Below are 26,174 nucleotides of genomic sequence, written 5' to 3'. Positions count from 1 at the left end.
CCTGCACTCCTATGCATCGGATTTGCGAAAATGGGTCATGCGTCTGGCGACTGGATACGCATTGGCGCTTGGTCTCATGTTGATGGGATTGATCTCACTCGTCATCGCCGTCGGTGTTGGCGTTGCCGCGGCCTTCCATGTCATTGAAGTGCGGTACGGTGCGCCTCTCGCCTATGGTGTCGTCGGAGGATTATTCCTGGTGCTCGGGATCGCGGGGCTGCTGGTCGGCCGCGGCTTGCTGAAGCGCTCGGCGCCGCCGGTGCCGCGTCCGCGCCGGCAAGCCGACATGCTCAAGCGGGCTGTCGCGGTACCCGTTGCGGCTCGCCTGATATCCACCTCCCGGATGGCCCGAGTGCAAGCCGATCCGGTGACACAGGCACTCGCTGCCGCGGCTGCCGTAACTCTCGTGGGCTGGATCGCCGCCTCGCGCTTCAAACGGCGGTCGGGAGACATCCGGGATTAGCGAGATGGCTCCGCGCTCCAGCTGGCAGAATGATCTGGCGCTCGTTGGGGCAACCGCACTGGCGACCGCGGCGATCTATCGACACCTCGCGCGGTCGTCCGGACAACCCGAAGCAGAGGAGAGTGCCGAGCCCGGCCTGGCCGAAGCGGTCGACCGTGGACGATTGTCGCGCAGTCCGCTGCAAATTCCGTTCGCTGGCTGGAAGGACATCCTCATCCGCACTTATCAGCAGATCGACGAAGACCGGCTCCTCGCGACGGCGGCCGGCGTCGTGTTCTATGGCCTCCTGGCAATCTTCCCGTCGATCACGGCCGTCGTATCGAGCTACGGCCTGTTTGCCGACCCGTTCACGATCGCGGGCCATCTGCAGAGCTTGGCGCTGATGCTGCCTGAAGGTTCCTTTGCGATCGTCCACGACCAGATTTCCCGGGTCCTTGCCAAGGGCACCTCGACCCTGGGAATCACTTTCGTCTTCGGCTTGTTCATCGCGATCTGGAGCGCCAATGCCGGCATGAAGGCGATCATCGATGCGCTCAACGTCGTCTACGATGAGAAGGAGAAGCGCGGCTTCATCAAATTGAACCTGGTGTCGCTCAGTTTCACCGTCGCGGCGCTCGTTGCTATTCTGGTGATGGTGGGCGCCGTTGTCGTGGTACCACTCCTGTTGGAGCAGGTTGGGTTGGGCACACGCGCCGAATTCATCATCAGGCTTGGGCGGTGGCCCGTCCTGACCCTCTTGCTTCTCGTCGCGCTCGCGGTGCTTTACCGCTACGGCCCGAGCCGGGCGACACCGCGCTGGCAGTGGCTGAGTGTGGGTGCCGTCGCAGCAGCCGTGTTGTGGCTGATCGGTTCGTCGCTACTGTCCTGGTATCTTTCGAATTTTGGCGACTACAATGCGACCTATGGCTCGCTCGGCGCGGCGATCGGTATGATGACCTGGATGTGGATGTCCGCCATCATCGTGCTCTGTGGGGCGGAGCTCAATTCCGAGATCGAACACCAGACGATCGTCGATTCAACGGAGGGCCGGCAGAAGCCGCTTGGGGCGCGTGGCGCCAGAATGGCCGATACGGTTGGCAGGGCGATATGAGGATGTGGTTGGGCGAGCCGAGGCGGTTTCCAGATAGTCGCGTCATCGACCTTCCGATGACGGAACCCTGTATCGCGCGCGGATCTCAAGTGTGAGCCCTGCTGCGCCGGCCGTCACAACCCAGATTGACGATACTTCCATCAAAACCTCGTCGCCATCTCCGCAAGCAGCCGGTGTGCAGCCTCGCGTGCCGCGCGGATCGGCTCGGTGGAGCCGGTGGTCGGCCCGATCGGCACGAAGCGCACGTTGCTGATGCCGATGAAGCGCAGCACCTCGCGCAGATAGGGGGTCGCCATATCGATGCGGCCGCGGTTCATGCCCGTGACGAAGTCGCTGCCGCTGGCCAGGATCACGATCGTGGGCCGGTCCTTCAGCAGCGGCAGATAGCCTTGGCCAGGATCGAAGCGGAAGGTCAGGCCGGGCTGCACGATGACGTCAAGCCACTGCTTCAGCTTGTAGGGAATGCTGAAATTCCACATCGGGGTCGAGATCAGCACCCGATCGGCCAGTGACAGGCGTAGCGCAAGGCGTTCGACGACCGCAAATGCGTCCCGCTGCGAATCAGTGAAGGGCTTGCCATTGATCCGCGCGTATTTGGCTTCCAGCACATAGCCTTCGAAGTCGGGTAAATGGTCGCGCCAGAGGTTCATCGCGTCGATCTCCCATTCCGGCCGTGAGTTGCGGAACTGATCGAGAAAGACACGAGCGCCGGCCGCCGATTCCGAATCGGCCCGGGGAGAGCAGGCGAGATGGAGCAGCTTCGGCACCACGCGCGCCTTTCAGCCGAGCGCCTTGATGACGGTGTCGGCGCTGGTCACGACCGAGACGTTCTGCAGCGCGAAGTTGATTGCCGCGTTGTGCCAGTCGGCGTTCATGGTTGAACAGCAGTCCTCGGGTACGATCATGAAATAACCCTTGTCGGCGCCGGTGCGCGCAGTGTGCTCAACCGACATGTTGGTCCAGGCTCCGGTGTTGATGATCATGTCGCGGCCGGTCGCCTTCAGGATGGTCTCGAGCCGCGTGCCTTCCCAGGCGCTCATCCGCATCTTCTCGACGACGAAATCGCCCGGACGCGGCTCCAGACCTGAGACCGGTGCCGCGCCCCAGCTCCCACGCACCATGGCCTTGCTGTCGACCAGGCCCTCGAACAGGGGCGCGTTAAGCGTGACGCCAGGCGCGCCGGCCTCGACGATGAACCAGACATGGATGATGACGACGCCGCGGGCGCGCGCGACTTCGGCGAGTCGTCGGACGTTCTCGACAACATGTTGCTGGCGCGCATGGGCCGGCGCGCCGGAGTCGGCGAACGCGCCGCCATCCATGATGACATCATTCTGCAGATCCTGGATGATCATCGCGCAGCGCTGCGGATCGAGCCGCATGTCGCCGCCGGCCAGGTTCGGCGCAGGCGCAGACGACGTCGCGGCCGCACCGCCGCGCTTGCCGCTCATATAGGGTTCGTGCCGTGGGCCGATCTTGGTCGGGATCGCATAGACGGAATGGGTCGCGGTCAGATAGAGCGTGCGGAAATCGGCGCCGCCCCAGGCGAGATTGGCGACAGGTTCCGGCAGGCGCAGCTTGCCGAGCAGGTCCCCGGCGGGCGAATAGACCCAGACGCCTCCGGGCGCCGTGACCCAGACATTGCCGCGCTGATCGCATTTCATGCCGTCAGGCACGCCGGGCTCGAGTTCGGAGCGGATGCCGCTGGCAAACACGCGCGGATTGGCGAGCGAACCATCGGCGGTGACATCGAAGGCGCGAATCAGGGCCTGAACAGTGTCATTGACATAGAGGATGCGCTCGTCCGGCGAGAAGCAAAGCCCGTTCGGCTGCTCGAAGAGATGGCGGTCGACCAGAAGCTTTGGCGCGCCGCCGCCGGGCTGCACGCGATAAACGCCCTGGAAGCCAAGCTGGCGCGGTCGCTCGACACCATAGACCGGCATCCGGCCGTACCAGGGATCGGAGAAGTAGATCGCGCCGCTGGAATGGACGCAAACGTCGTTCGGGCTGTTGAGCTCCTGGTTCTCGAAATGCGAGGCGAGCACCTCGCGCCGTCCATCGGGGCGCTCGCGGATCAGCGACGAGGTGGCATGCTCGCAGACGATCAGGTTGAGCTCCGCGTCATAGGTCATGCCGTTGCATTTGTTCGACGGACGTTTGACTTCGACGACGCCGCGCCGCGCATCCCAGCGTCGCCGCACGTCGCCCGGCATGTCGGAAAACAAGAGGAAGTGATCGAGCGGATGCCAGATCGGTCCCTCGGTGAAATCGAAGCCCGTTCCCACCTGGCCGACCGGCGCGTAGGGATCGATGAGGTCTTCGAAGCCGGAGCGCAGTGTGACATGCGTCATCGCGTGCGCCCCCTCTATGCCGGGAACCAGTTGCGCTGCGGCAGGCTCTGCACCACAGGCCCAGGCACCTGGTCATGCAACCGCCCAACGACCATGCCGCCCTCGATCTTGGCCGGGCGATCATGGACGGGCAGCAGGTAGCGCGAGCTGGAGAGCAGCTTCTTGATCGCGGCCTTTTCCGCTCGCTTGCTGGTGCCATGGTTGCCGGTCGTGCGCGGCTCGGCATCCTGGATTTCGTGAAAGGGTGTGACGATCTGGTCGTTGAAATCATAGATCACGTCACCGCAGATCGTCGCGATGCCGTCGGCGGTGTGAACATGGATGTTCATCGAGCCTTCGGTGTGGGCGTTGGCCGCATCGCAATAGACGCCAGGCATCAGCTCGACCGGGCCGGTGATCTCGAGATCGAGGAAGCGCAGCGCGCTCTTGGTGTGCAGGCGGTCGATCAGGTGCTTGATATCAGGCGCCGGATACTGCGGGTGCATCAGGCCGGACACCGAGTATTCGAGCTCCCTGCGGTTGACGACCACGGTTGTGTTCATCGGGAACAGATCGTCCTTGCCGGCGTGGTCGATGTGCAGATGGGTGTGGCAGACGAAACGCACGTCGCCCATTCGCAGGCCGTGACGCGCAAGCTGGTTCTCGATCATGTTCTCGTGGAACTGAAGGCCGCGCATGCCCAGCGTCTCCATGATCTGGTTGGAGCGATAGCCGGTATCGACCAGCACGGGATAGGGGCCGCCGAGGATCAAGAAACCGAGCGTCAGCACGCGGCGGGTGCGGCCGCAATCGCGCCCCAGCACCAGGAAGCTCGATTCCAGCTCGATATCGCCATAGTCAAGAATCTTGATCTCCAACGGCATTGCGTCCCTCCCAAAATCCGACTTTCCCTTAATAGTCGACCAGTCCTTCGCGCCCGCTCATGGCCCGAGCCGGTACACGCGCGCGGCAGTCGTCTCGAAGATCGCCTCACGTTGTTCCGCAGTGAGCCGCGCGGCAGCGGCGCGGAAGGCGTCGACCATATCGCGATAGCTGGTCCAGAGTTTCTCGATTGGAAAATTCGATCCGAACAGGCAGCGGTCCGCGCCGAAGACCGCAACGGTCTCGCTGATGACGTCGGCAATATGGGCAACATCGTTGCGGTGAATGAAGGTGCCGAGCCCGGAGAGCTTCGACACCACGTTCGGACATTGCGCGAGCCGTGTCATGCCGGCGCGCCAGGCGGCGCGGCCCCGCGGCGACAGATCCTCCGGCATGCCCGCATGCTGCAGGATGAAGGTCACCTTGGGACAGGCTTCGGCGAGACCTGCGGCATCCGCCATTTGCGGCGCGAACACCTGCAGGTCGAAGCTCCAGCCATAGTCGGCGAGGTGTCCGACGTTGCGCCGGATCACGCGATCGGCGCAGAGGTCGGGCCGTGCGGCGAAACGGTAGAGCGGGTTCTCGTGCCAGTGCAGTTGCATGCGCACGCCGCGGACCAGCGCATAGCGCGCGAGCCGATCGAGTTGCGGGCGGACTTCGTCGATGCTGAAATCGGCATAGGCGACGATCGCATGCGGCCAGCCATGCTCGTTCGCCGTCTGCTGTACCCAGGCCGCCTCGTCCTCGAACCTTTCGTTGGGCCAGTTGGTCTGCACATAGACCGAACGGACGACGCCGGTGCCCTTCAAGTCGTCGAGATATTCCTGGATCGGATAATCGCGGCGGATCGGCTCATAGGGGCCGAAGATGCGCGGCTGCATCGGGCCGGACAGCCAGGCGAGATCGGCCTGACGCCAGATATGATGATGTGCGTCGACGATATCGGTCACGCAGCTCTCCCTCGTCTTCCAAGCGACAGCAGATGTGCGACCACCGCTGCGCTCGATCCGCCGTCCACGAGATCATCGACGAAGCGCTGGATCGCGATCAGGGCCTCGGTCTGCGGCCGGAAGCCCGGCGATGTCGCGAGCGGCGTCAGCCAGCTCAGACGCCAGGCTCGCCGCGACAATCTTGCGACGGCATCGCGCAGCGCCGTGGGGTCGCCGCGCTCCAGACCGTCCGACACGATCACGACGGCGGCACCGCGCGCGTATCCCCCGAACCGCGGCACGGCGAGGAACGCCTGCAGCGCATCGCCGATGCGAGTGCCGCCATCCCAGTCGCTGACCAGAAAGGACGCCGCATTCAACGCCTGCTCGCGGCGCTTCAGCCGCATTGCCCTGGTGATGCGGGTCAGCCGCGTGCCGAACGTGAAGACCTCGACACTGCCGGCCGCCTGCGCCAGCGCATGTGCGAGCTTCATGTTTTCCTCGGTGCGCGCCTTCATCGAGCCGGAGACGTCGATCAACAGCAGGATCTTCCGCGGGCGCTGGCGCCGCTGCAGGCGCCCCAGCCGAAGCACCTCGCCGTCGTTGCGGACGCTCTCCCGCAGAGTGTGGCGCAAATCCGCAAATGGACCACGCCGCGCGCGCCTGCGCCTGTGGCCGCGCCGCCGCGGCAGGCGTGCCGCCGCTTCGCGCGACAGCCGGCGCAAAGCGTCGCTGATCGAGGCCTGCGCAAAGCGGCGCTCGACCAGCGCGTCGGCGCGCGCTGCGGCAAGGCCGGATTCGTTCGCCTCGTCGGCGAGCGGTGGCTCGTCCTCGCCGCGGCCTTCCTCCTGCAGGCGGACAGTCTCCTCGTCCTCGCCTTCGGCCTGTTCGATTGCCTCGCTGCCGTGGAAATGGATATCGAAGAGCCGGTCATACGTCGCACGCCGCTCCGGCGGTGGCGCCAGCGTCGCGAGCCCGGCCTGCCGAATGTGCTCCAGGCTGCGCGGCCCGAGCAGCCCGATCGCGGCGAGGAATGCAGTGGTCTGCTCCGGCGCGACGGAGAACCCGTTGGAGCGCAACAGCGCCACGAACGAGATGAAGATCTGCGCCGCGCGCGGCAGCCTGAGATCGTCACTCACGCGGCCGCCTCCGCGATCAGCGCGTCCAGCCGGGGTGAGATGAAATGCAGGTCCTCCTCGTCCTTCAGTGCGACGCCGATCGAGCGCTTGAATGCATCAGGCCACCGCGCGCCGCCCTTGTGGAGCAAGGTCGCCGCCTCCGCCCAGTCGACGGCCTCCGCAATGCCAGGCGCCTTGCTCAGCGGCTCGCGGCGAAGCCGGCCGACGGCTGCGACGACCGCGCGCGCTGTGGCCTCGGCGACGCTGGAGGCGCGCATCATGACGATGCGTGCCTCGCGCTCGGCATTCGGGTAATCGATCCAGTGGTAAACGCAGCGACGCCGTAATGCCTCGTGCAGATCGCGCGTCCGGTTCGACGTCAGCACGACGACGGGATGTTCGGCCGCGCGCACGGTGCCGCGCTCAGGAATGGAGATCTGGAAGTCGGACAGAAACTCCAGCAGGAATGCCTCGAACTCCTGATCGGCGCGGTCGATCTCGTCGATCAGAAGCACCGTCGCGTCGGGCGCCCGCAGCGCGGCGAGCATGGGGCGTTCGATCAGGAACGACTCGCCATAGATGTCGATGCTCTCATCGCCTGCCTGTCGGATCGCGAGCATCTGGCGCGGATAGTTCCACTCGTAGAGTGCCGCGGCCGCGTCGATGCCTTCATAGCACTGCAATCGGATCAGCTTGCGACCGAGCACGGCCGCGATGGCCTTCGCGGCCTCGGTCTTGCCGACACCAGGCGCGCCTTCGAGCAGCAGCGGCTTGCCGAGCGCAAGTGAAAGGTAGGAGGCGGTCGCGATGCCGTCGTCGGCGAGGTAGTAGGCCGCGCGCAGCGCCCTTTCCAGCGCTTCGGGGCTGTCGATGCCGACGATGTTGCTGCGGACCGGCATTGGATAGCCTCAGCGCCGCGCCTGCGGCCGTGCGCCGCCCTGCGCCTTGATCGCGCGCAACACCTTTTCCGGCGTGATCGGCAGATCGTCGATGCGGACACCGACCGCGTTGAAGATCGCATTGGCTACGGCAGGCAGCACCGGGTTGGCGCACATTTCGCCCGGGCCCTTGGCTCCGAACGGGCCGTCGGGCGCGGGGCGTTCCAGCACCGCGATGTCGTGCGGGCAGATATCGCCGGGACCCGGCATCAGATATTCGACGAAGTCGCGCGGCCCGTGGACCGGATCGGGATAATAAGGTTCCGGTGTCTCATAGAGCGCGTGGCTGACGCCCATCCATGCTCCGCCGACGAGCTGCTGCTCAACCAGGCGGGGATTGAGCGCGCGTCCGAGCTCATAGGCACTGTCCATCCGCACCATCGCGACTTCGCCGGTCTCGTCATCGACCTCGACCTCAGCGACCAGGCAGGCATGCGCATAGCACGTCGCCGGCGACATCTCTCCCGTTTCCGGATCGACGTCGGAGAGAGGCACCAGGAAGATTCCACGGCCAGAGATCGTCTTGCCCTGCTTGAACTGAGCCGCAATCGCGACGTCCTTGGTCGATATCGAGCGGTGCGGCGCGCCCTTCACGTGAATATTGCCCCGACCGTCGGTCTCGAGATCGGCGGCATTGACTTCGAGCTCCTCGGCCGCCGCCTCCATCATTACGCCGCGCGCCTCGCGCGCAGCCGCCATCACCGCGTTGCCGACGCGATGAGTGCCGCGCGAGGCGAAGGAGCCCATGCAATGCGGTCCGGTATCGGAATCAGCGGTGTCGACATAGACGTCTTCGACCGGCACACCGAGCGTCTCGGCACAGATCTGCCGCGTCACGGATTTCATGCCCTGGCCGAGATCGATCGACGACAGTGCGACCGTGAATTTGCCGCTGGGGTTGGAATGCACCAGCGCCTGGCTCGGATCGCCGCCAAGGTTCATGCCGATCGGATAGTTGACCGATGCGATTCCGCGTCCGCGATGCCTGGTCATTGTCAGCGCCTCCTCGTGCCGAAAACGGATGAGAAACGGGTCGCGCCATGCGACGGCGCGGTCGGTCGCGATGGCGGTGGCGACACCGGCGGAGGGGGCGGTGGCGGCGGCTCGCGGGTCGCGACCGGGGGGCGGTCATACGTCGTGCGCTGCTGGGGCGGTGCGGCCAGCGGCGCATGCGTCTCGCGCGGGGTCGGCGTCACGGCGGCGCGAGCGCCGCCACCATCCTTGCGCGAGGACATGCGCTTGAACTCCTCGCGGATCGGCCATTTGGCCTTTTCGGCGGCGACCTGCACACATTCGATCAGCGCCGTGTTCTTGGCCTCGCGCCGGTGCGCCTTCATATCGCCGTCGCGATACGCATTGAGGATCCTGAACTCCATGGGGTCCATGCCGACGAGATGCGCGAGCTTGTCCATCTGGCATTCGATGGCGAAGTCCATCGCGGTGACACCGAAGCCGCGCATCGCGGTGGCCGGTGTGCGGTTGGTGAAGACGCAGTAGACGTCGCCATAGACATTCGGGATCGTGTAGGGGCCGGGGAGATGCGCGGCACATTTCACGGCTGCATAGCTCGACAGCCGCGTATAGGCGCCGCTATCGAAATAAGCGCGAATTTTGCGCGCCACGATGCGGCCGTCGCGCGTCACGCCGTCCTTGATGTAGATGCGCTCGGCGCCGCGCGGTGGGCCATATTGCATCTCCTCCTCGCGCCCGAAGACATAGCGCACGGGGCGTCCGGTCAGCATCGCGCCGAGGATGCAGAGCGGCTCGGTCAGCGTATCCACCTTGCCGCCGAAGCCGCCGCCGACGGTACCGCCGATGAAGTGGAAGGTGTTGGAGGGGACGTCGAGGATCTTTGCGCAGGTATCGACCGAGAAGAACAGCGCCTGCGTCGACGTGTAGACGATGTAGCGACCGTTGGTGTCGGGCGCCGCGATCGAGCCATTGGTCTCGGTCGGCGCGTGCTCGATTGGCGACATCTCATAGCGCTGCTCCAGCACGTGGTCGGCGGAAGCGAGCGCGCGGTCGGCGTCGCCGAAGCGCAGCTTCTGGTGATCGTAAGTCTCGTAGTAGGTGAAGGTGTTCTTCGGATAGACCTCGTTGACCACGGGGGCGCCGGGCTTCAGCGCCTCCTCGACGTCGAACACGGCCGGCAGGGGCTCATAATCGATCTTGACCTTCGCGATTGCCTCATAGGCCTCGCGCGGGCTTTCGGCGACGATTGCGACGATCGGCTCGCCCTTGTAGCGCACTTTGTCGACCGCAAGAGACGGCTCGTCGTCCTTGCCGAAATTGATCAGGCTGAGCAGCGTGTTCAAGTTGCGCGGCACGTCAGAGCCGCGGATGACGCGCCGCACGCCCTGCGATCGCTCCGCCTCGCTCGTGTCGACGCGGCGCAGCCGTGCGTGTGAATGTGCGCTGCGGACCACCTTCAGATGCAGCATGCCCTGCAGCTTGTGATCGTCGAAATAAGGCGAGGTGCCTGTGACGTGGCCGAGCATGTCCTGGCGTTGCGTGCCCTTGCCAATCTCCTTGAGATTGTCGTCGCGCTCGTCGGCGAAGATGTCCTTGCGCAGTTCCAGCATGGCTCAAGTCCCCTTACGCGCGCGCCCGGCTGACGGACGCGGCGGCGAGCACGGCGTTGATGATCGGCTCGTAACCGGTGCAGCGGCAGATGTTGCCGGAGATCGCCTCGACGACCTCGGCGCGGCTCGGTTGTGAATTACGATCGAGCAATGCTTTGGCGGCCATCAGCATGCCCGGCGTGCAGTAGCCGCACTGCGCGGCAAAATTGTCCGCAAAGGCGCGCTGTAGCGGATGCAGGTTCGGGCCGTCCTTGATGCCGTCGAGCGTCTCGACGGAACGACCGGCAACCGTCTCCGCGAGGGTCAGGCAAGAAAGATGCAGTTCGCCGTCGATCAACACGCTGCAGGTGCCGCAGCCGCCCTGGCCGCAGCCGAATTTCGGCGTCATGTCGCCGATCAGCTCGCGCAGCGCGACCAGGAGGTTGGTGCCACCGTCGACGAAGATCGCAACGTCGCGGCCATTGTGGCGGAATTGGAGGGCGGTCTTGGCCATGAGATGCTATTCCTGACCGGACAATAGACGGCGCAGGTGAACGCCGACAATCTCGCGGCGATACCAGGCGCTGGCGAGCGCGTTGTCACCGGGCGAAGTTCCTTCCACCGCTGCTGTTGCGGCAGCACTGATCGTCGATGCATCGAGCGAGCGGCCCTCGAGCGCACGTTCAGCGGCGCGGGCGCGGATCGGGATTGGTGCCATCGAGCCAAGCGCGACGCGCGCGCCGACAATGCGGCTGCCGTTCATCGGCAGATATGCGGCCAGCGTAATCACCGCGCCGCCCTTCGGCTTGATCCGCGCGATCTTGCAATAGCGGAAGGCATCGGCACTGGCCGGCTTCGTAAAAGAGATCGCCAACACGAGTGTTCCGGTCTGCCGTTCGCGCGACTGCAGGAATTCCTCGATCGGCACCTCGCGGCTGCCGAGGCCGCCCTGCACCGACACCGTCGCGTCGAGCGCGAGCATGGCAACGGTGAAGTCACCGTAGGGGTTCGACGCGAACAGATTGCCGCCGACGGTCCCCATGTTGCGCACCGCCGGTCCGCCGATCGAGCGGGCAGGTGGATGCAGGAAGGCGAGATCGCGCTCGGCCAGGATGCGCGCGAAAGTGACGCCGGCGCCGAGCGTGACACGCGAACCGGTGGCGTCGATCCGCATCATTGCATGATCATTGGCGCGCACGATGGTGGAGATCGAGACGTCGCCCTCGTTCAGCGCGCGCATCACCAGCGTGCCGCCGCCGAGATAGCGCGCGCTGCGGTCGGAGGAGAGCGCGGCCGCCGCCTCTCCGGACGAGGTAAATGTTTTTACCGTTACGGGCATGATCTGTCTCCGCGCTCAGGCGGCCTCCTTCAGATGCCGGCGGATCGCCTCGAATCCCGCCTGATAGATGTCTTCCGAAACCATGTGCGCAATGCGGTCGCTGTCTTCGGGCCGCGTCGTGAAGCGCGATTCCCAGTGCCAGAAGGTTCGGTCGCCGTCCGTAACCGGCAGCAGGCGGACATGCGCCACGTAATTGAACATCGCAATCGGCGTATCAAGCAGGCAGTAACTGAAGGCCTGTTCGAGATCGGACAGCGCCAGCAGTTGCTCGCGCAACTCAGAACCGTCTTTCAGCCTGAAGCGCCTGATACAGCCGATCTTGTCGGCCGATTGCGCGCGCTCGATGGTGCTGGTCGCGACTGCCGGATGCCAGCGGTCGTGACCGTTGAAATCGCGCAGCACAGCCCACACCGTCTCGGTCGGTGCGTCCAGGATTGTGCTTTTGACGATATGAGGCACGGCTCACCCTCCGAATGCCCGCTTCAGCGCGTCGAATCCGCCCTGGAACACACCACCGCCAATATTGTTGACGAGCTCCGTCTCGCGCTCGGGCGCGCAGTCGAATTCCGCGGTCCATTCCAGGAAAGTCTGGTCGCCGTCGGTCACCGGGGTCAGCCGCAGCGTCGCGACATAGTTCTCGACGCCCATCGGCGACTCCAGGATGGAGTAGGTGCAGAACATGTCGTAGTCGGAGAGCCCCAGAAGCTTTTCGCGGATGCGGTCGCCGTTGCGGAGGCGGAAGTCGCGGACGCAGCCTATCTTGTCGGATGGCTCGCCGCCCTCGATCCGACTTTCCGCGATCGCGGGATGCCAATTCGGCATCCCGTTGAAGTCGCGCACGCGCGCCCAGACCCGGTCGTTGCGGGCGTTGACGACGGTGGACACATAAACTCTTGCCATGACGTGAGCTCAATCCTTCTTGCGCGGCGTGCGCTCGGGGCGGGGCCCGCCCGACTGTGTTCCATCAGACTCGGGCTTGTCGCCGCCGGCCCCCTTGCGCGAGGAATCCCGGATGCCCTGCATGTCGCGCGCTTCGCGAATGAGCCCCGGCATCTTGGCGAGGCTGCCGCCTTCGACGCCGATATCCGACAGAATCGAGTCGATGAGCGGCGCCTGTACGCGGTAGCGTAGCGCGGAGTCGATCACCTCGTCGGTGGCGCTGCGGCCGGTGCCGCCGCCATGGCTGTTGCCGTTGAGGCCATCGACCTGGAGGATGCGGATGCCCTCGATCTTTTCCATCGGCTTGACGCTCTCGCGCACGATGCCCTCGATCCGATCGAGCAGCTTGCGGCGGAACAGCGAATAGCGTGCCTGATCGGTAAGCACGTTCTCGGCCTCGTTGAGCAATCGCTGCGCTTCGGCCTCCACGGCTGCGCGCACCCGTTCCGCCTCAGCCGCGATCCTTGTTTCCTCGGCCTGCTTCTCGGCGAGCAGCACCTCGACGGTCTTGCGCCGCTTGGCAATCTCGCTTTCGCGGGCGGTGACGACCCGTTCGGCAGCCTCGGTCGCCCGCACCCGCGCGTCCTCCGCCGCCACCTTGGCTGCCGACTCTTCCAGGGATTTCTCGTACAGGGCGATCGCCTTCTCCATCAGGGCGGTCTCGACGTCCTTCTCACGGTTGACCTCTAGCTTTCGCAGATCGCGTTCCCTGCCGATCCGGGCTTCGTCCAGGCCGCGATCGGAGGCGATGCGCGCGCGCTCGACTTCCTCGCGTGATGCGATCTCCGCCTCCTGCAGCGATTGATTTCGGGCGACATCGAGCTGCTCGATGGCGCGCCGCCGCTCGATCCGCGCCGCCTCCAGCGCCTGCTCGCGGGAGACGTCTGTCGTGTCGACCTCCTTGCGAGCGACGATCTCGGCCTGCCTGACCTGCCGGTCGGCATCGATGCGCTCCGAGCGCTTCGCGGCCAGCGCAATGACGCGCTCCTCGTCGGCGAGTTCGATCACCTTCTTCTGGTCGATATTGAGCACCTCGCGCGTCCTCGACGAAGCGATCCGCTCGCTCTCAAGCGCCAGCTCGACATCGATGCGTTGCCGCTCGATCGCGTCGCGACGCCTGAGTTCGGCGGCCTCGATCGCCTCGGTGCGCTCGATCTCCAATCCGCGCGTCTCCTTTTCGGCGCGGATGCGTTGGGCAGCGACGGTCTTCTCTTGCGCGATTCTCGCGGCTTCGATCGCCTCGCGCGAGGCGATATCGGCCTCTTCGACCGCGCGGGTCCGCGCGATCTCCAGCGCCCGGACGTGCTCCTCCTGGGTGATACGCGAGGCTTCGGTGGCCTCGCGCGCTGCGATGCCTGCGATCTCGATTGCCTGGTTGCGCTCGATCTCGAGCTTGCGGGTGTTGTGATCGGCGCTGATCCGCTCGGCGGCCAGCGTCTTCTCGCGCGCGATGCGGGCGGCTTCGACCGCCTTCTGCGCCTCGATCTCGGCCTCCTGGATTGTGCGCACTTGCTGGATCTCCAGCGCGCGGGTGCGCTCATCGGACGAGATGCGCTCGACATTGACCGTCATGGTCTGCGTGATGCGCGCCTTCTCGGTCGCCTCGCGCGCTGAGATTTCGGCTTCCTCGACCGCGCGGGTGCGCTCGATTTCGCGTCGGCGCGTCTCCTCTTCGTTGGCGATGCGCGCATCGGTCACGACGCGGTCCTGCTGGATGCGGGCCTTCTCGATCGCCTCACGGGCCGCGATCTCGGCTTCCTCCACCGTGCGCATGCGCTCGATCTCGCGCTGGCGGACCTCCCGCTCCGAGGCGATGCGTGTGGTGTCGATCGAACGCTGGTTGGTGATCCGCGCCTTCTCGATTTCCTCGCGAGCAAGGAGCTCCTTCTCCTCGACCACGCGCGTCCGCTCGATCTCCTTCTGCCGTGTCTCGCGCTCGGAGGCGATGCGAGCCTCGGTAATGGCTTGCTCGTTGGCGATTCGCGCTTTCTCGATCGCCTCGCGCGCGGTGATCTGGGCCTGTTCGGCCTCAGTTTCGCGCAGCGCGCGCTCGCGGGCGACTTCGGTGCGCTGCAGGGCGCGGCGCATCTCGATGTCGCGTTCCTGTTCGAGGCGGGCGGTCTCGCTTTCGCGCTCGATTTCCAGCGCCTGCCGCTCGGCCTCGAGGTTTCGGGAGCGGATCTTGATCATCGAGTCCTGCTCGATGTCGTTGCGCAGCTTGCGCCTCGCTTCGATGTCTTCCATCAGGCGGGTCAAACCTTCGGCGTCGAAGCGATTCGAAGGGTTGAAATATTCGAGGTCGGTCTGGTCGAGATCGGTGATCGCTACCGACTCCAGTTCGAGACCGTTCTGCGCTAGCGCCTCGGCGGCGTTGGCCTTGACGCGGGCGACGTATTCTCCGCGCTGCTCGTGCATCTGCTCCATGGTCATTTCAGAGGCGACCGAGCGGATTGCGGAAATGAACTTGCCGGAGAGCAGGGTGTGAAGCTGTTCGGGCTCCATGGTGCGGCGGCCGAGGGTGGCGGCTGCGATCGACACGGCTTCGCGGGTCGGCTCGACCCGGACGTAAAAGTCGGCCTCGACGTCGACGCGCATGCGGTCGCGGGTAATGACCGCGTCCTGCCGGGCACGCACGATGCCCATAGGCAGCACGTTCATGTTGACGGGCGTGTAGTCGTGGATGAACGGCAGCACGAAGGCGCCGCCGTTGATGACCACGCGTTCGCCCAGGAAGCCGGTGCGGACGAAGGAAACCTCCTTCGACGAACGATGGTAGAGCCAGTTCACGACGTAGACGATGATGACGATCGCGATGATTGCGACGATGAACCAGAGGATCAATTCACCAACCAGCATCCCCGACATCTTTTCCTCCCTTGGTCACGGCGCTTCAGCGCGCGCCGATCGCCTTGAACTTGCGAACCTGATCCGTCAGCGCCCGCTCCACGGGTAGCCGCTCCATCGAGGAGGCGCCGTAGAAGCCGTGGCAGTTGCGGGTCTTCTTCATGATGAAATCGGCGTCGGCCGGGTCCGCGATCGGACCGCCATGCGCGAGTACGAGGATGTTCGAATTGACGCTGAGCGCGGCGTCCGCCCAGGCTTCGATGCGGGGCGGGCAGTCCTCCAGCCTCAGCGCAGTCTGCGCGCCGATGCTGCCGCCGGTGGTCAAGCCCATATGGCAGACGATGATATCGGCGCCGGCGATTGCCATCGCGGCGGCCTCCTGTTCGCTGAACACGTAGGGCGTCGTCAGCATGTCCTTGTCATGCGCTTTCGCGATCATGTCGATCTCGAGCGCGTAAGACATGCCGGTCTCCTCGAGATTGGCGCGGAAGACGCCGTCGATCAGGCCGACGGTCGGGAAGTTCTGCACGCCGGCAAAGCCCAGCGCCTTGAGCTGGTCAAGGAAGACGTCGATGTCGCGGAACGGATCGGTACCGTTGACGCCGGCAAGCACGGGCGTATTCGTCACCACCGGCAGGACCTCGCCGGCCATTTCCAGCACGATGGCGTTGGCGTCGCCATACGGCATCAGCCCCGCAAGTGAGCCGCGGCCGGCCATGCGGTAGCGGCCGGAATTGTAGATCACGATCAGGTCGACGCCCCCGGCCTCCTCGCACTTCGCCGACAGCCCGGTGCCGGCACCGCCGCCGACGATCGGCTCGCCGCGGGCCGCCATGTCTCGAAACTTCTTCAACAGCGCCGCGCGTTCAAACCTGGCCATTGGTCACCTCGCCACTCTCCGCCGCCCGCCGGTGCGTCCGAACAAGGAACGGAACGCGCTGACGATAGCTGCGGTGAACTCGGGATCGTTGATGTTGCGCTTGACGCGAATGATCTGGCGGTTGCTGGTCTGGCGCACCGTTCGCTCCAGCGAACGGAACAGCGCCGCATCGGCATCAGCATCCCAGAACGGCTGACCCGGCGCGTCGAGGGCGGAAATCCCGCCTTCGGGCAGGAAGAAACGCACCGGCCCGTCCATCTGGTTGAGCCGCTCCCCGATCCATCGGCCCATGCGCTCGTTCTCTTCCGGCGTGGTCCGCATCAGCGTGACCTGCGGGTTGTGGACCTGGAACTTGCGTTGGCGATAGCGCTCCGGAATCGTGTCGGGCGCGCCGAAATTGACCATGTCGAGCGCACCGACCGAGCCGATATAGGGCACGCGGCTGCGGATGACCGCGCCGAAGCGGTCCTCGGCTGCTGGGAACACGCCGCCCATCAGGAGATCGCAGACCTCCGTTGTGGTGAGATCGATCACGCCGGCAAGCTGCCCGGACTCGACCAGCTTTTCCATCGAGCGGCCGCCGACCCCTGTGGCATGGAAGACGAGGCACTCGAAATCGTCGCGCAGGTCGGCCGTGATCCTCTGCACGGCCGGCGTGGTCACGCCGAACATGGTGATGCCGATAGCGGGAAGGCCGCCGCTCGTGTCGCGCTGCTTGGCGTCGCGCTCGTCGAGACGGGCCTTGACCATCCCAACCAAGGCGTTTGCGCCATTGGCAAGCACCGTACGCGAGATCGAATTCAGGCCCTGCACGTCGGTCACCGAATACATCATCATGATGTCGGCAGGCCCGACATAGGGACCGACGTCGCCTGATGCGACCGAGGAGATGATGATCTTGGGCACGCCAACGGGAAGGCTGCGCATGCCCGGCGCCACCAGCGACGCGCCACCAGAGCCGCCAGCCGAGACGATGCCGGTGACATTGCTCTGGCGCCGTAGCCATCTTTCAAACGCATCCGCCATCGCCGTCACTGAGGTGCCGCGATCGGCACCGAACACGCCCGCGCCGCCGCGGCTGTGGTTCAGCGCGATCTCCTGCGCGGTGACGTCGCAACTGGAGGCCTTGCCGCTGGTCGAGACGTCGACCAGGCGCGTGCGCAGCCCGCTGCCGGCGATGATGTCGCGGATGTAACGCAACTCGGCGCCCTTGGTGTCGAGTGTGCCGACGACCAGCACGACCGGCGGGCCCGACGCTTGCGCCGGCGTCGGATCGCGGCGCCGGCCGGTGGCCTCTTCGAGCCGGGTAGCGCCACCTGATTGGGTGCGTGCGCCGGCTTCGATGCGGGCGATCGGCACCGGCTGAGACCAGCGTGTCGGCGCCACAGGGTTGGAGATGTAGATGCGCACCGGCCCCTTGCGCGCCGGTTCTCGCGTGTTGTCCGCTTCCGCCCTTGCCGAGCTCGCCACGGCATCCGTGTCGAGATCGCCGTGCATGCCGACGCCGAGCAGGCGTTGCTGCAAATCGCGATCGGCGGAAAGCTGCGCGGAGTCGATGATGCGATTGACGCGGCCGTTGACCATGATCGCGACATTTCGCGATACCGCGGTCGCTACGCCGATGTTCTGCTCGATCACCAGCACTGCGATGTCGCCGTCCTCGCCCAGCCGCACCAGCATCTCCTCGACCTGCGCGACGATCACGGGCGCCAGTCCTTCGGTCGGCTCGTCCATGATCAGCAGATGCGGGTTGGTGAGCAGCGCGCGGGAGATCGCGAGCATCTGCTGCTCGCCGCCGGAGAGCTGGCTGCCGCCGTTGTTCTTGCGCTCGCCAAGGCGCGGGAACGTGTCGTAGATGCGCTCGACGGTCCAGGGACCGCGCCGGAGGCCGCCGGCAAGCTGCAGATGCTCATCGACCGTCAGCGAGCGCCACAGGCGCCGTCCCTGTGGCACATAGCCGACCCCGAGGCGCGCGATGCGGGCTGGGCTCAGCGTCGTGATTTCTTCGCCGCGGAAGCGGATCGAGCCACCGCTGGGGCGGACCAGGCCCATGATGGCCTTGCACAGCGTGCTCTTGCCCATACCGTTGCGGCCGACCACCGAGAACACACCGGACTCGAGAGTGAGGTCAACGCCTTGCAGTGCATGCGAATGCCCGTAGTAAACGTCCAGGCCCTTGACGTCGAGCGCAGGCGCGCTGCGGCGGTCACTCATGGCCGCCTCCAAGATAGAGTTCCTGCACCTCGGGGTCGGACTCTATGTCGCGTGGCAGCCCTTCCTTGAAGACGCGGCCGTTGTGCATCATCGTTACGCTCTCGACCACGCGCAGCGCGACGTCCATGTCGTGCTCGATGATGATGTAGCCGATATGGGCAGGCAGCGACGTCAGGATCTCGATCAGCTCGCGCCGTTCGGTCGGCGACAGACCCGCGGCTGGCTCGTCGAACAGGATGAAGCGCGGCGCGCCGGCGAGCGCGAGCGCGATTTCAAGCTGCCGTTGCTGGCCATGCGCAAGCTCGGCGACGCGCTGCTGCTTCACGGAGGTCAGATGCACCGCCTGAACCAGCGTGTCGGCGGCATGTATGAGCGCGTCGTCTGTGCCGGGACGGATTGGCGAAAACCGTCCACGCGAGACGCCGCAGCAGGCGAGATAGACATTGTCCTGAACCGTGAGGGCGGGGAACAGTGCCGAAATCTGGTAGGTACGGCGCAGGCCACGGCGGATCCGTTCGTAGGGCGGGAAGTGGGTGATGTCCTCACCAAAGAACCGGATCGTGCCGGAGGAGGGTGGGAAGTCGCCGGTAATGCAGTTGAACAACGTGGTCTTGCCGGCACCGTTCGAGCCGAGCACCGCGCGCCGCTCACCCGGCCGCACGGTGATGGTGACATCGGTCAGCGCCGCGAGTGCGCCGAACAGGCGCGTCACGCCGCGCAGCTCCAGGGCCGCGCCGGCACCGACTGCCGAAAGGCGCTGCGCGACGCTATCCATGGCGACCTCCGCCCGGACGTGTCGGTGCTGACGGCTTGCGGCGGCGCCAGCGCCAGCGCTCCCAGAGCCCGATCACCCCGTCGGACGACCAGAACACGATGGCAAGGAAGCCAAGTCCGATCAGAAGGCGGAAGCGGTTGCCATCGAGTCCGAACTTCACCAGCAAATCGAGCGCGAAGGTGCGCAGGATCACGAAGATGAAGGCGCCGATGAACGGCCCGATCGGCCGCGTGATGCCGCCGACCACCGCGATGATCAGGATGTCGATGCAGGCACCGACGCTGACCGAACCGGGTGAGATCTGCCGGTAGTTCCAGACTTGCAGAACGCCGCCGAGCGCCGCGATGAAGGAGGCGAACGCGTAAGCCGCGACCCGATGCGCGTTAGTATTGAAGCCGAGCGCCGCCATGCGGCGGGAATTGTCGCGAACGCCCTGCAGCGCGAGGCCGAACGGGGCTCTCGACACATACTGGACCGCGAAGTAGCAGATTGCGGCGACCCCGAGTGTCACATAATAGAACGCGATATCGGCACGCCAGTCGATGCCCCAAAAATACGGTGTCGCGACGGTGTTGATGCCGGTGTGGCCGTTGAAGATCGCCCAGTTCTGGTTGGTAAAGTAGTAGAAGGCCGCGCCGATCGCGAGCGTGATCATGATGGTATAGATGCCCTCGGTGCGCACCGCGAGCGCGCCGCCGAGCGTGCCGAAGATCGTGGCAAGGGCCAGCGCCATCGGCGTCGCGAGCCACCACGGCCACCCCAGGCTGATATTGGCGTTGCCGCTCATACCAAACACCGCGACCATGTAGCCGGCGAAGCCCGCGATCGTGAGCTGCATCAGGCTGACCATGCCGCCATAGCCGGCAAGGAACATCAGGCTGAGTGCGATGATGCCAAGGATCAGCGTGGTGGCGAAGATCTCGATCAGGAAGAAGCCATTGGCGATCAGCGGCATGATCACGAGGATGAGCGCGACCAGCCATGCCACGGGGTTCTGCAGCTCTGGCCAGGCGCGAACCAAGGCCCGACGTGCTGCGGACGCGGTCGGCTCGGTGCGAAGCTGGGTGCTCTGCAACAACGACATCTCATCGCCTCGCGAGCAGGCCCTGCGGCCGCAGGGCCAGCACCAGCACCATGATCAGGAAGGTGACGACGATGGCGTAGGTCGGGATGTAGACCGAGCCGAGCTGTTCGGCGAGGCCGATGATGACGGCACCGAGCGCCGCGCCAGGGATCGAGCCCATGCCGCCGACGATCACCACGACGAGCGACGCCAGCAGAAAGCGCGTGTCCTCGCCCGGCGACAGCGATTGAAAGGTGCCGCCGACGACGCCGGCAATGCCGGCGAGTCCGGCGCCAAGCGCGAACACCAGCACGAAGACGAGCTGGATCCGCACCCCCGTGGCAGCCAGTATGTCGCGGTCATCGACACCGGCCCGCACGATCATGCCGATCCGCGTGCGGTTCAGCGCGAGCCACATCGCGATCCCGATCACGCAGGAGGCGGCGAAGATCGCAAGTCGCACCAGCGGGTATTGCAGATAGACCGGCTCGCCGGAAGATTTCACCGCCGTGACTAGCGGCATCTGCACCGGACCGATCAGCCAGCTCGGCGTCGGAATCTGGTAGAAATCGCCGCCGAACACCCACAGCATCAGATCGGCGAACACGATCGACAGCCCGATCGTCACCATGGTTTGCCTGAGGTCCTGGCCCTCCATGCGGCGGAACACGACGATCTGCAGGATCACACCGACCAGCGCCGCTGCGATGAAGGCGACGATGAAGCTCAGGATCCAGGATCCGGTCCAGGCGCTGATCGCGTAGCCGATATAGCCGCCGAACAGATAGAGCGAGCCGTGCGCGAGGTTGACGTTGCGCATCAGGCCGAAGATCAACGTGAAGCCGCTCGCCACCAGAAAGTAGAGCCCGCCGAGCGTTATGCCGTTGAAGACGGCGTTGAGGAACACCCGCTTGCGGCCGATCGCCTGTTCGAGCCCGGGCGGCCAGATCGCGAAGACCAGCCAAATCAGCACCGCGACGGCGATGATGGCGATCAGCGCCCAGGCCGGATGGCGTTCGATGAACCTCGTCATCTCCGCTGCGTTCCCTCGGAAGCCGCGACCGTCTGCGGATCGCGTTCTGGCGCATCCTATCGAGGGAGAACGCGGCGGATTTGATCGAGAGTATCTTTTATCATGCGTCAGGAACCCGCTCAGGGACGCAACACCTTGGCGGCGCGGCGGTAATCGGTCGGGGCCATGCCGACATTGGCGGCGAAGAAGCGAGTGAAGCCGCTCTGGGAGGTAAAGCCAAGATCCACGCTGATATCGGCTATTGGCGCCTCGGTTGCGACCAGCGCGTCCAGCGCCTGCTCCATGATCAGCGTGTTCATGTAGAGGTGGGGGGTGACGCCGGTTTGCGTCCTGAACAGCCGGTAGAAATGCGGCCGCGACAGCCCGGATTCGCGGGCAATCGAGTCCAGCTCGATCTCAGCGCCCGGGCTCTCCGACATCAGCTTGATCGACTTGCGGACCCGAAAATCGGTGATCGCGGCAGCCGCGCGCGCCTCCTGCGCGGTCTCGGCCCGCTGCCAGCTCTGCTCGTAGCAACTGTCGATCAGCTGCCTCAATTCGCAGTCGAGGCTGCGCAGCGACGGCGCGCCGCACACCAGCGCCGCGGTCCGGCGAATGTGCTTGTCGAGCGCGTCGGTGCGCTTGAAATGGGTGCGCCCGAAACGCAAGCTTTGCGCGTGGGCGGCGTCGGGCGCGAACCATTCGGCGTTGACGTAGAGCACGAAGAAGATCGCGCCGTGATTCATGTCGGTCGGCAGGAAATTATGCGGCTCCCAGGGGTTGATCGCAACGACGGAGTCATCCTTGAGTAGCCAGCGCTGATCGGAGACGTCGATCTGCGCCGGCGTCCCGCCGACATGAAAGATCAAGTGCCCTTCGCGATGCGCATGCACGTTGAAGGGGCGGTTCAACTGATAGACCGTCGCGCGACCGAACCGGCCGTGGAAGACGGCAAGCGCCCTGCTCATGCCTTACCTCCCGCGGATGTTTTTAGCTTTTCGACCAGCGTTCAACATCCGCGCGGAGATTGCAAGAGCGAGAGGAATGCCTCTCGCAACCAGTCAGCCACCGGCTAGCTCGCACTGCAAAAAAGGCGTCAGTATTTCTTGCACTCCGGGACCGTCCGGCTCGGTAGGCCGATTTTGGCAAAGACAGCCGGATCGTAGCCGAGCGTCTGGTTGACGTTAGGGATCACCTTCACGACCTTGCTGAACAGCGCGCCTTTGCCGTCATCCACCACCTCGGTCACGAAGTTGGTGCCGATCGCCTGCCGGTTGGAGTCGAGCTTGATCTTGCCATTGGGCGCGTCGAGTTCGATTTTCGCCAATGCTTCCTTCAACTTGGCCTGGTTGTTGGAGAGGTCGCCATTGACCTGCCGCAAGCCTAGGATCAGCGCCATGGTCGAGCCGTAATAGTTGGTCGCGAGCAGCGACGGGCTCGGGAAGCGCTTATTCGGCGGGAAGGAGTCCTGATAGGCCTTCACAAATTTCTGCCAGGCGGGATCCTCCCAGGTGTCGGCCTGGCCGCTTGCCGCGATGGTGCCGATCAGCGCGTTCTTGGCGCTGCCCTTTGACGACAGGATGGTTTGGTCGATCATGATCGAGCCGCCCATCAGGTGCGCCTTGCCGCCGGCCTGCTGGTACTGGTTCAGGAAATTGACGGCGTCGGCGCCGCCGAGCCCGAGATAGATCGCATCGACATCGTCGGGCAGCGCCGCGATGACTGAGGCGAAGTCCTTGGTGCCGAGTGGCACCCATTGCCGGTTGGTGACCTGGCCGCCGGCGCCGCAAAATTCAAGCACGAGGCCAAACACCTGAGTGTAGATGAAAGAGTAATCCTCGCCGACAGTCGCGATCTTGCGATAGCCTTTGGTCTCATAGGCGTATTTGCCGAGACCCACCTGCCACTGCGCGCCGTCCATGTTGTAACGGAAGAAGTTCGGCGCCGGGTCGACATAGGTCGTCTCCTGCGCACCGGAGGCTGCGTTGATGAAGGTCAGTTCCGGATGGGTCTTGGCAAAATTCTTCACTGCGATGCCTTCGTCGCCTGACAGCGGCGACAGCAGGATCTGCACCTTGTCCTGCTCGATCAGCTTGCGCACCGCGCGTACCGCGGAGTCGGGCGTGGCGTCGGTTGAGGCGATGACGAACTCGAGTTCCTTGTCGCCGACCTTCTTGCCGAGCGTGTTGAGGGCAGTCTGGAAGCCGCGGATGCCGTCCTCGCCGAGCACCGTGTAGGTGCCCTCGAGCGTCGCGGTCACGCCGACCTTGATCTTCTCCTGTGCGAACGCCGTCCCCGAGAGCAGCAGGCTGCCCAGCGCAATTAGTCCCACACTGCCTTTCAGCATTGCACTCCTCCCTCTGTGTTTTCGCCGCACGCGCGCAATGTCCGCGAACGTCCGATCGTTGGCCAAAGGCTAGCCGATGGCGGGCCCAACGCGGATGTCGTGGCGCTGACGTGGCTTGACGGGCAGTCTCATTTTGCATGCTGCGCCGCAACGAGCCTCGCGGCGCAATGTCGCGGACGTCGGCGTATCGCGCGACGAGTCATCCCTCGACCGCGCCGTCGCGCTCCCGCGCGCGACATCAATGCAAGCCCGGCCTCGATCGGTGCAGGGGCAGCTCCGTCACGGCCAATTCGATCGCCTGTGTCGGCGATGCCGACAGCAATGACACTGGGCCCAGGCATCCACAGGAAATCGTCGTAACGCGTTCGAGCTGACGGTCGCGATCGGGCCGGTGTGCTGAGCACCTCGGTAGCGAAAGCGGGGACGTTGCTTGCGGGTGGGACTACTTCCCAAGCCGTCTGCGCTCGTGGCACTGGTTGCCAGAATTGAAACGCAAAGCCGGAAAGTCGTGGGAGAGGTGCTGCCTACTCTAAAGTGCGATGATATGAGGATCGATTGCCATCGCAGTCCGGCCTTTTGTTTGAGCATGATTTCCGCGCAAGCGCTTCGCGTCGTCGCGAGGGAACACGCACACCCTCTTCCGGATAATGATCTAGACCCCCCTGCCATCCTGTTTGCCGAACACGCAGCGCCAGGCCGCCAAGCGTTCTGCAGGATGCTGCTTCATCCACTCGGCGAGTTGCGGCGCGCCTATAAGGCACGCCTGCATCGAAACCTCGGCGAAGTCCGAAGTGGTGACGATCTGTTCGTGGCAATTTGTCGGGGACGAGAGGCTGCAAAGCACGGCGATAATCTTGATCACGATGAGAGAACCTCGTCGCTGCCATGAGCGACCACGCCACCGGCCGCATTTCTTACCTCGCGCTGCCCGGCGACCGGAAAGATGCTGTCAGATTTCGTGCGAGCCGCCTCGGTCAGGCGCCCTCGCTGAAGCACGGACTTCGGCACAAATCGAACGAGCTCACGCATGGCTTCTCCATCAGCATGAAATGATTCTTTTGATCATTCCTGCATTTGGTTGTTCCTCGGCCGTCTTTGAAGACTTGCAGACAGTAACAACAACTAAAGAGATCGTGACCGCGATGCTAAGACGCCAAGATGTTGCCGGCCTGTCTTTCACAATCTGACGAGAACATCCGGTTCGCACGTTCGACGCATTTGGCGATACCGATTTGCCAGCTTCCGGGCGAAGCCAACGACAACCAGTCTGCCATCATCCGACCCATAGGTGCTCCTCAGGTACACCTTCGTATGGGGTCGGTGATCCCTTTGGATGCCTGAAACTTACCTCCGTACAATTGAGCCGTTGGGCTCGATCGTCCTAGGCTGCATGGGTCGAGATAAGCAAACAGCAATGAAGGATGGTTGACGTCACGATAGAGCCAACAGGAGACAATGATGCCCAATTTCTCCGAAGACCTTCGACATGGCAGAGCCAAGCGATGCGCCGTTTGTGATGGCGCGTTTGGTCTCATCCGTCACTACTCGTGGCGGACACCCCTTTGTTCCAAGAAGTGCGTCGATCGATTCACGGCTCGCCGAAAGCGTGACCGCAACTGGGTAGGTTGGTTCCAAATTGACTTCAACGAGCAGTCCGAGAACCGCGCGAGGCCTTTATGACGTTACGGATATCGCAACGAAGCAAGGAATATATGGAAACGGCACGAACCTTGTTGCGTGCTGCTCAAACAATGACCGACGGAGCGATTGCTCATCAGCTCAAGGCCTTGGCCGACGAGTACCAGCGACGAGCCGAGAAAGCCTCGGATGTCGACGCGGCCAAGGCATTTGCCAGCTCGGCTGCTACCGCCGAACCAGATTGGCATCTGTGAGCTAACGGGTAGCGGGCCGGCTTCCCGATGGAGCCGGGCCGGGAAGGCTTAAATACTCCCCTCTACCCATCGTTCGACGCGGACGCGATTTGAGACGCGCGACGAAAAGGCGACCGTGATGTCGAGCCGCGCGCACCGGCGTTCAGCTTCGCGTGGTGGGCGATTTGGGTCGAGCTTCCGATCGAGCGAATGCGCCTTCACGCTCTTGTCGCCGTTCCTTGGCGTATATGCTGGCGCGCGTTATTCCTCCGACGACGAGCAAGAGCAGAGTGAACCACGTGACGGTCGCAAATGATCGCGACAGGATTCTACGCATTATCTAACGTCCGCTTCTTCGGCCAACGAAGCCGCCGCGCTTAATATGTTAACGCGACGACTTCGCCATGCTGGACCCGGACGACGGCAATGTCCGGCGGCACGAAGGTAGTTGGACGGCAGCGACACGCAACTGATCCCTCGAATTAAGCTTGATGACGGCGGAAGTCGTTAATTCCGGAACTCGGCCGCGGGTCAACGCCCCAATGCATGGGTTAGCTCGCGCTCATCTTTGGCATCACC

General features: G+C 64.5%; 25 protein-coding genes. 3 read left to right on the top strand and 22 right to left on the bottom strand.

Features of this window, described 5'->3' with window-relative positions; translation table 11 throughout:
* Window positions 1-37 precede the first annotated feature (37 nt).
* Both JQ553_RS12355 and JQ553_RS12350 read left to right on the top strand, forming a co-directional pair.
* Window positions 38-463: a hypothetical protein gene (locus JQ553_RS12355; protein WP_249144177.1), complete on the top strand. Its 426-nt coding sequence runs from the start codon at window positions 38-40 to the stop codon at window positions 461-463.
* Window positions 464-467: 4 nt separating this feature from the next.
* Window positions 468-1,553, top strand: a complete 1,086-nt coding sequence (locus tag JQ553_RS12350) for a YihY/virulence factor BrkB family protein (RefSeq protein ID WP_212500213.1) — start codon at window positions 468-470, stop codon at window positions 1,551-1,553.
* 140 nt (window positions 1,554-1,693) lie between these two features.
* Here the strand turns inward: JQ553_RS12350 and JQ553_RS12345 are convergent, their stop codons facing one another.
* The 22 genes from JQ553_RS12345 to JQ553_RS12240 form a co-directional block, all read right to left on the bottom strand.
* Complete coding sequence (locus JQ553_RS12345) at window positions 1,694-2,320, bottom strand: NAD(P)H-dependent oxidoreductase (protein WP_212500212.1); 627 nt, start codon at window positions 2,318-2,320, stop codon at window positions 1,694-1,696.
* A gap of 12 nt (window positions 2,321-2,332) precedes the next feature.
* Window positions 2,333-3,904: an isochorismatase family protein gene (locus JQ553_RS12340; RefSeq protein ID WP_212500211.1), complete on the bottom strand. Its 1,572-nt coding sequence runs from the start codon at window positions 3,902-3,904 to the stop codon at window positions 2,333-2,335.
* A gap of 14 nt (window positions 3,905-3,918) precedes the next feature.
* The gene (locus JQ553_RS12335; protein WP_212500210.1) at window positions 3,919-4,767 is read right to left on the bottom strand and encodes an MBL fold metallo-hydrolase; all 849 of its coding nucleotides are present in this window, start codon (window positions 4,765-4,767) and stop codon (window positions 3,919-3,921) included.
* A 57-nt stretch (window positions 4,768-4,824) separates the two neighbouring features.
* Complete coding sequence (locus JQ553_RS12330; RefSeq protein ID WP_212500209.1) at window positions 4,825-5,715, bottom strand: amidohydrolase; 891 nt, start codon at window positions 5,713-5,715, stop codon at window positions 4,825-4,827.
* Window positions 5,712-6,833: a VWA domain-containing protein gene (locus JQ553_RS12325; RefSeq protein WP_212500208.1), complete on the bottom strand. Its 1,122-nt coding sequence runs from the start codon at window positions 6,831-6,833 to the stop codon at window positions 5,712-5,714. Before JQ553_RS12325 ends, JQ553_RS12330 begins: the two co-directional genes overlap by 4 nt.
* Window positions 6,830-7,711 (bottom strand): MoxR family ATPase, encoded by an 882-nt coding sequence (locus JQ553_RS12320; RefSeq protein WP_212500207.1) that lies wholly within the window; start codon window positions 7,709-7,711, stop codon window positions 6,830-6,832. Before JQ553_RS12320 ends, JQ553_RS12325 begins: the two co-directional genes overlap by 4 nt.
* Before the next feature lie 9 nt (window positions 7,712-7,720).
* Window positions 7,721-8,743 carry a xanthine dehydrogenase family protein molybdopterin-binding subunit gene (locus tag JQ553_RS12315; protein ID WP_212500206.1) on the bottom strand — a complete coding sequence of 341 codons (1,023 nt, stop codon included), beginning with the start codon at window positions 8,741-8,743 and terminating at the stop codon, window positions 7,721-7,723.
* Window positions 8,744-8,745: 2 nt separating this feature from the next.
* Complete coding sequence (locus JQ553_RS12310) at window positions 8,746-10,332, bottom strand: xanthine dehydrogenase family protein molybdopterin-binding subunit (protein WP_212500205.1); 1,587 nt, start codon at window positions 10,330-10,332, stop codon at window positions 8,746-8,748.
* Window positions 10,333-10,345: 13 nt separating this feature from the next.
* Window positions 10,346-10,825, bottom strand: coding sequence for a (2Fe-2S)-binding protein (locus tag JQ553_RS12305; RefSeq protein ID WP_212500204.1), 480 nt, complete (start codon window positions 10,823-10,825; stop codon window positions 10,346-10,348).
* A 6-nt stretch (window positions 10,826-10,831) separates the two neighbouring features.
* Window positions 10,832-11,650 carry a xanthine dehydrogenase family protein subunit M gene (locus JQ553_RS12300; RefSeq protein WP_212500203.1) on the bottom strand — a complete coding sequence of 273 codons (819 nt, stop codon included), beginning with the start codon at window positions 11,648-11,650 and terminating at the stop codon, window positions 10,832-10,834.
* Window positions 11,651-11,665: 15 nt separating this feature from the next.
* Window positions 11,666-12,109, bottom strand: a complete 444-nt coding sequence (locus JQ553_RS12295) for an SRPBCC family protein (RefSeq protein ID WP_212500202.1) — start codon at window positions 12,107-12,109, stop codon at window positions 11,666-11,668.
* A 3-nt stretch (window positions 12,110-12,112) separates the two neighbouring features.
* A complete protein-coding gene (locus JQ553_RS12290; protein WP_212500201.1) occupies window positions 12,113-12,550 on the bottom strand; it encodes an SRPBCC family protein in 438 nt (145 codons plus the stop codon).
* Window positions 12,551-12,559: 9 nt separating this feature from the next.
* Window positions 12,560-15,454, bottom strand: coding sequence for a flotillin family protein (locus tag JQ553_RS12285; RefSeq protein ID WP_212500200.1), 2,895 nt, complete (start codon window positions 15,452-15,454; stop codon window positions 12,560-12,562).
* A 25-nt stretch (window positions 15,455-15,479) separates the two neighbouring features.
* On the bottom strand, window positions 15,480-16,313 hold the full coding sequence (locus JQ553_RS12280; RefSeq protein WP_212500199.1) for a phosphoenolpyruvate hydrolase family protein: 834 nt from the start codon (window positions 16,311-16,313) through the stop codon (window positions 15,480-15,482).
* A 3-nt stretch (window positions 16,314-16,316) separates the two neighbouring features.
* The gene (locus JQ553_RS12275) at window positions 16,317-18,527 is read right to left on the bottom strand and encodes an ABC transporter permease (protein WP_212500198.1); all 2,211 of its coding nucleotides are present in this window, start codon (window positions 18,525-18,527) and stop codon (window positions 16,317-16,319) included.
* A complete protein-coding gene (locus JQ553_RS12270) occupies window positions 18,520-19,302 on the bottom strand; it encodes an ABC transporter ATP-binding protein (RefSeq protein ID WP_212500197.1) in 783 nt (260 codons plus the stop codon). Before JQ553_RS12270 ends, JQ553_RS12275 begins: the two co-directional genes overlap by 8 nt.
* Complete coding sequence (locus tag JQ553_RS12265; RefSeq protein ID WP_212500196.1) at window positions 19,295-20,386, bottom strand: branched-chain amino acid ABC transporter permease; 1,092 nt, start codon at window positions 20,384-20,386, stop codon at window positions 19,295-19,297. The genes JQ553_RS12270 and JQ553_RS12265 overlap by 8 nt, the downstream gene beginning before the upstream one ends.
* Window position 20,387: 1 nt before the next feature.
* Window positions 20,388-21,398, bottom strand: a complete 1,011-nt coding sequence (locus JQ553_RS12260; RefSeq protein WP_212500195.1) for a branched-chain amino acid ABC transporter permease — start codon at window positions 21,396-21,398, stop codon at window positions 20,388-20,390.
* Between the two features lie 119 nt (window positions 21,399-21,517).
* On the bottom strand, window positions 21,518-22,345 hold the full coding sequence (locus tag JQ553_RS12255; RefSeq protein ID WP_212500194.1) for an AraC family transcriptional regulator: 828 nt from the start codon (window positions 22,343-22,345) through the stop codon (window positions 21,518-21,520).
* Between the two features lie 128 nt (window positions 22,346-22,473).
* Complete coding sequence (locus JQ553_RS12250; protein ID WP_212500192.1) at window positions 22,474-23,724, bottom strand: ABC transporter substrate-binding protein; 1,251 nt, start codon at window positions 23,722-23,724, stop codon at window positions 22,474-22,476.
* Between the two features lie 652 nt (window positions 23,725-24,376).
* Window positions 24,377-24,586, bottom strand: coding sequence for a hypothetical protein (locus tag JQ553_RS12245; protein ID WP_212500190.1), 210 nt, complete (start codon window positions 24,584-24,586; stop codon window positions 24,377-24,379).
* Window positions 24,583-24,753: a hypothetical protein gene (locus JQ553_RS12240; protein ID WP_212500188.1), complete on the bottom strand. Its 171-nt coding sequence runs from the start codon at window positions 24,751-24,753 to the stop codon at window positions 24,583-24,585. Before JQ553_RS12240 ends, JQ553_RS12245 begins: the two co-directional genes overlap by 4 nt.
* 647 nt (window positions 24,754-25,400) lie before the next feature.
* Between JQ553_RS12240 and JQ553_RS12235 the strand changes: the two genes are divergently transcribed.
* Entirely contained in the window at window positions 25,401-25,616 is a 216-nt protein-coding gene (locus JQ553_RS12235) for a hypothetical protein (protein ID WP_212500186.1), read from the top strand.
* The last annotated feature ends 558 nt before the right edge of the window (window positions 25,617-26,174 follow it).

The organism is Bradyrhizobium lablabi, from assembly GCF_018131005.1.
GTDB classification, from domain to species: Bacteria; Pseudomonadota; Alphaproteobacteria; order Rhizobiales; family Xanthobacteraceae; genus Bradyrhizobium; species Bradyrhizobium lablabi_D.
The sequence above is the reverse complement of the archived record's forward strand: the minus strand, read 5'-3'. Positions and strand labels throughout refer to the sequence as shown.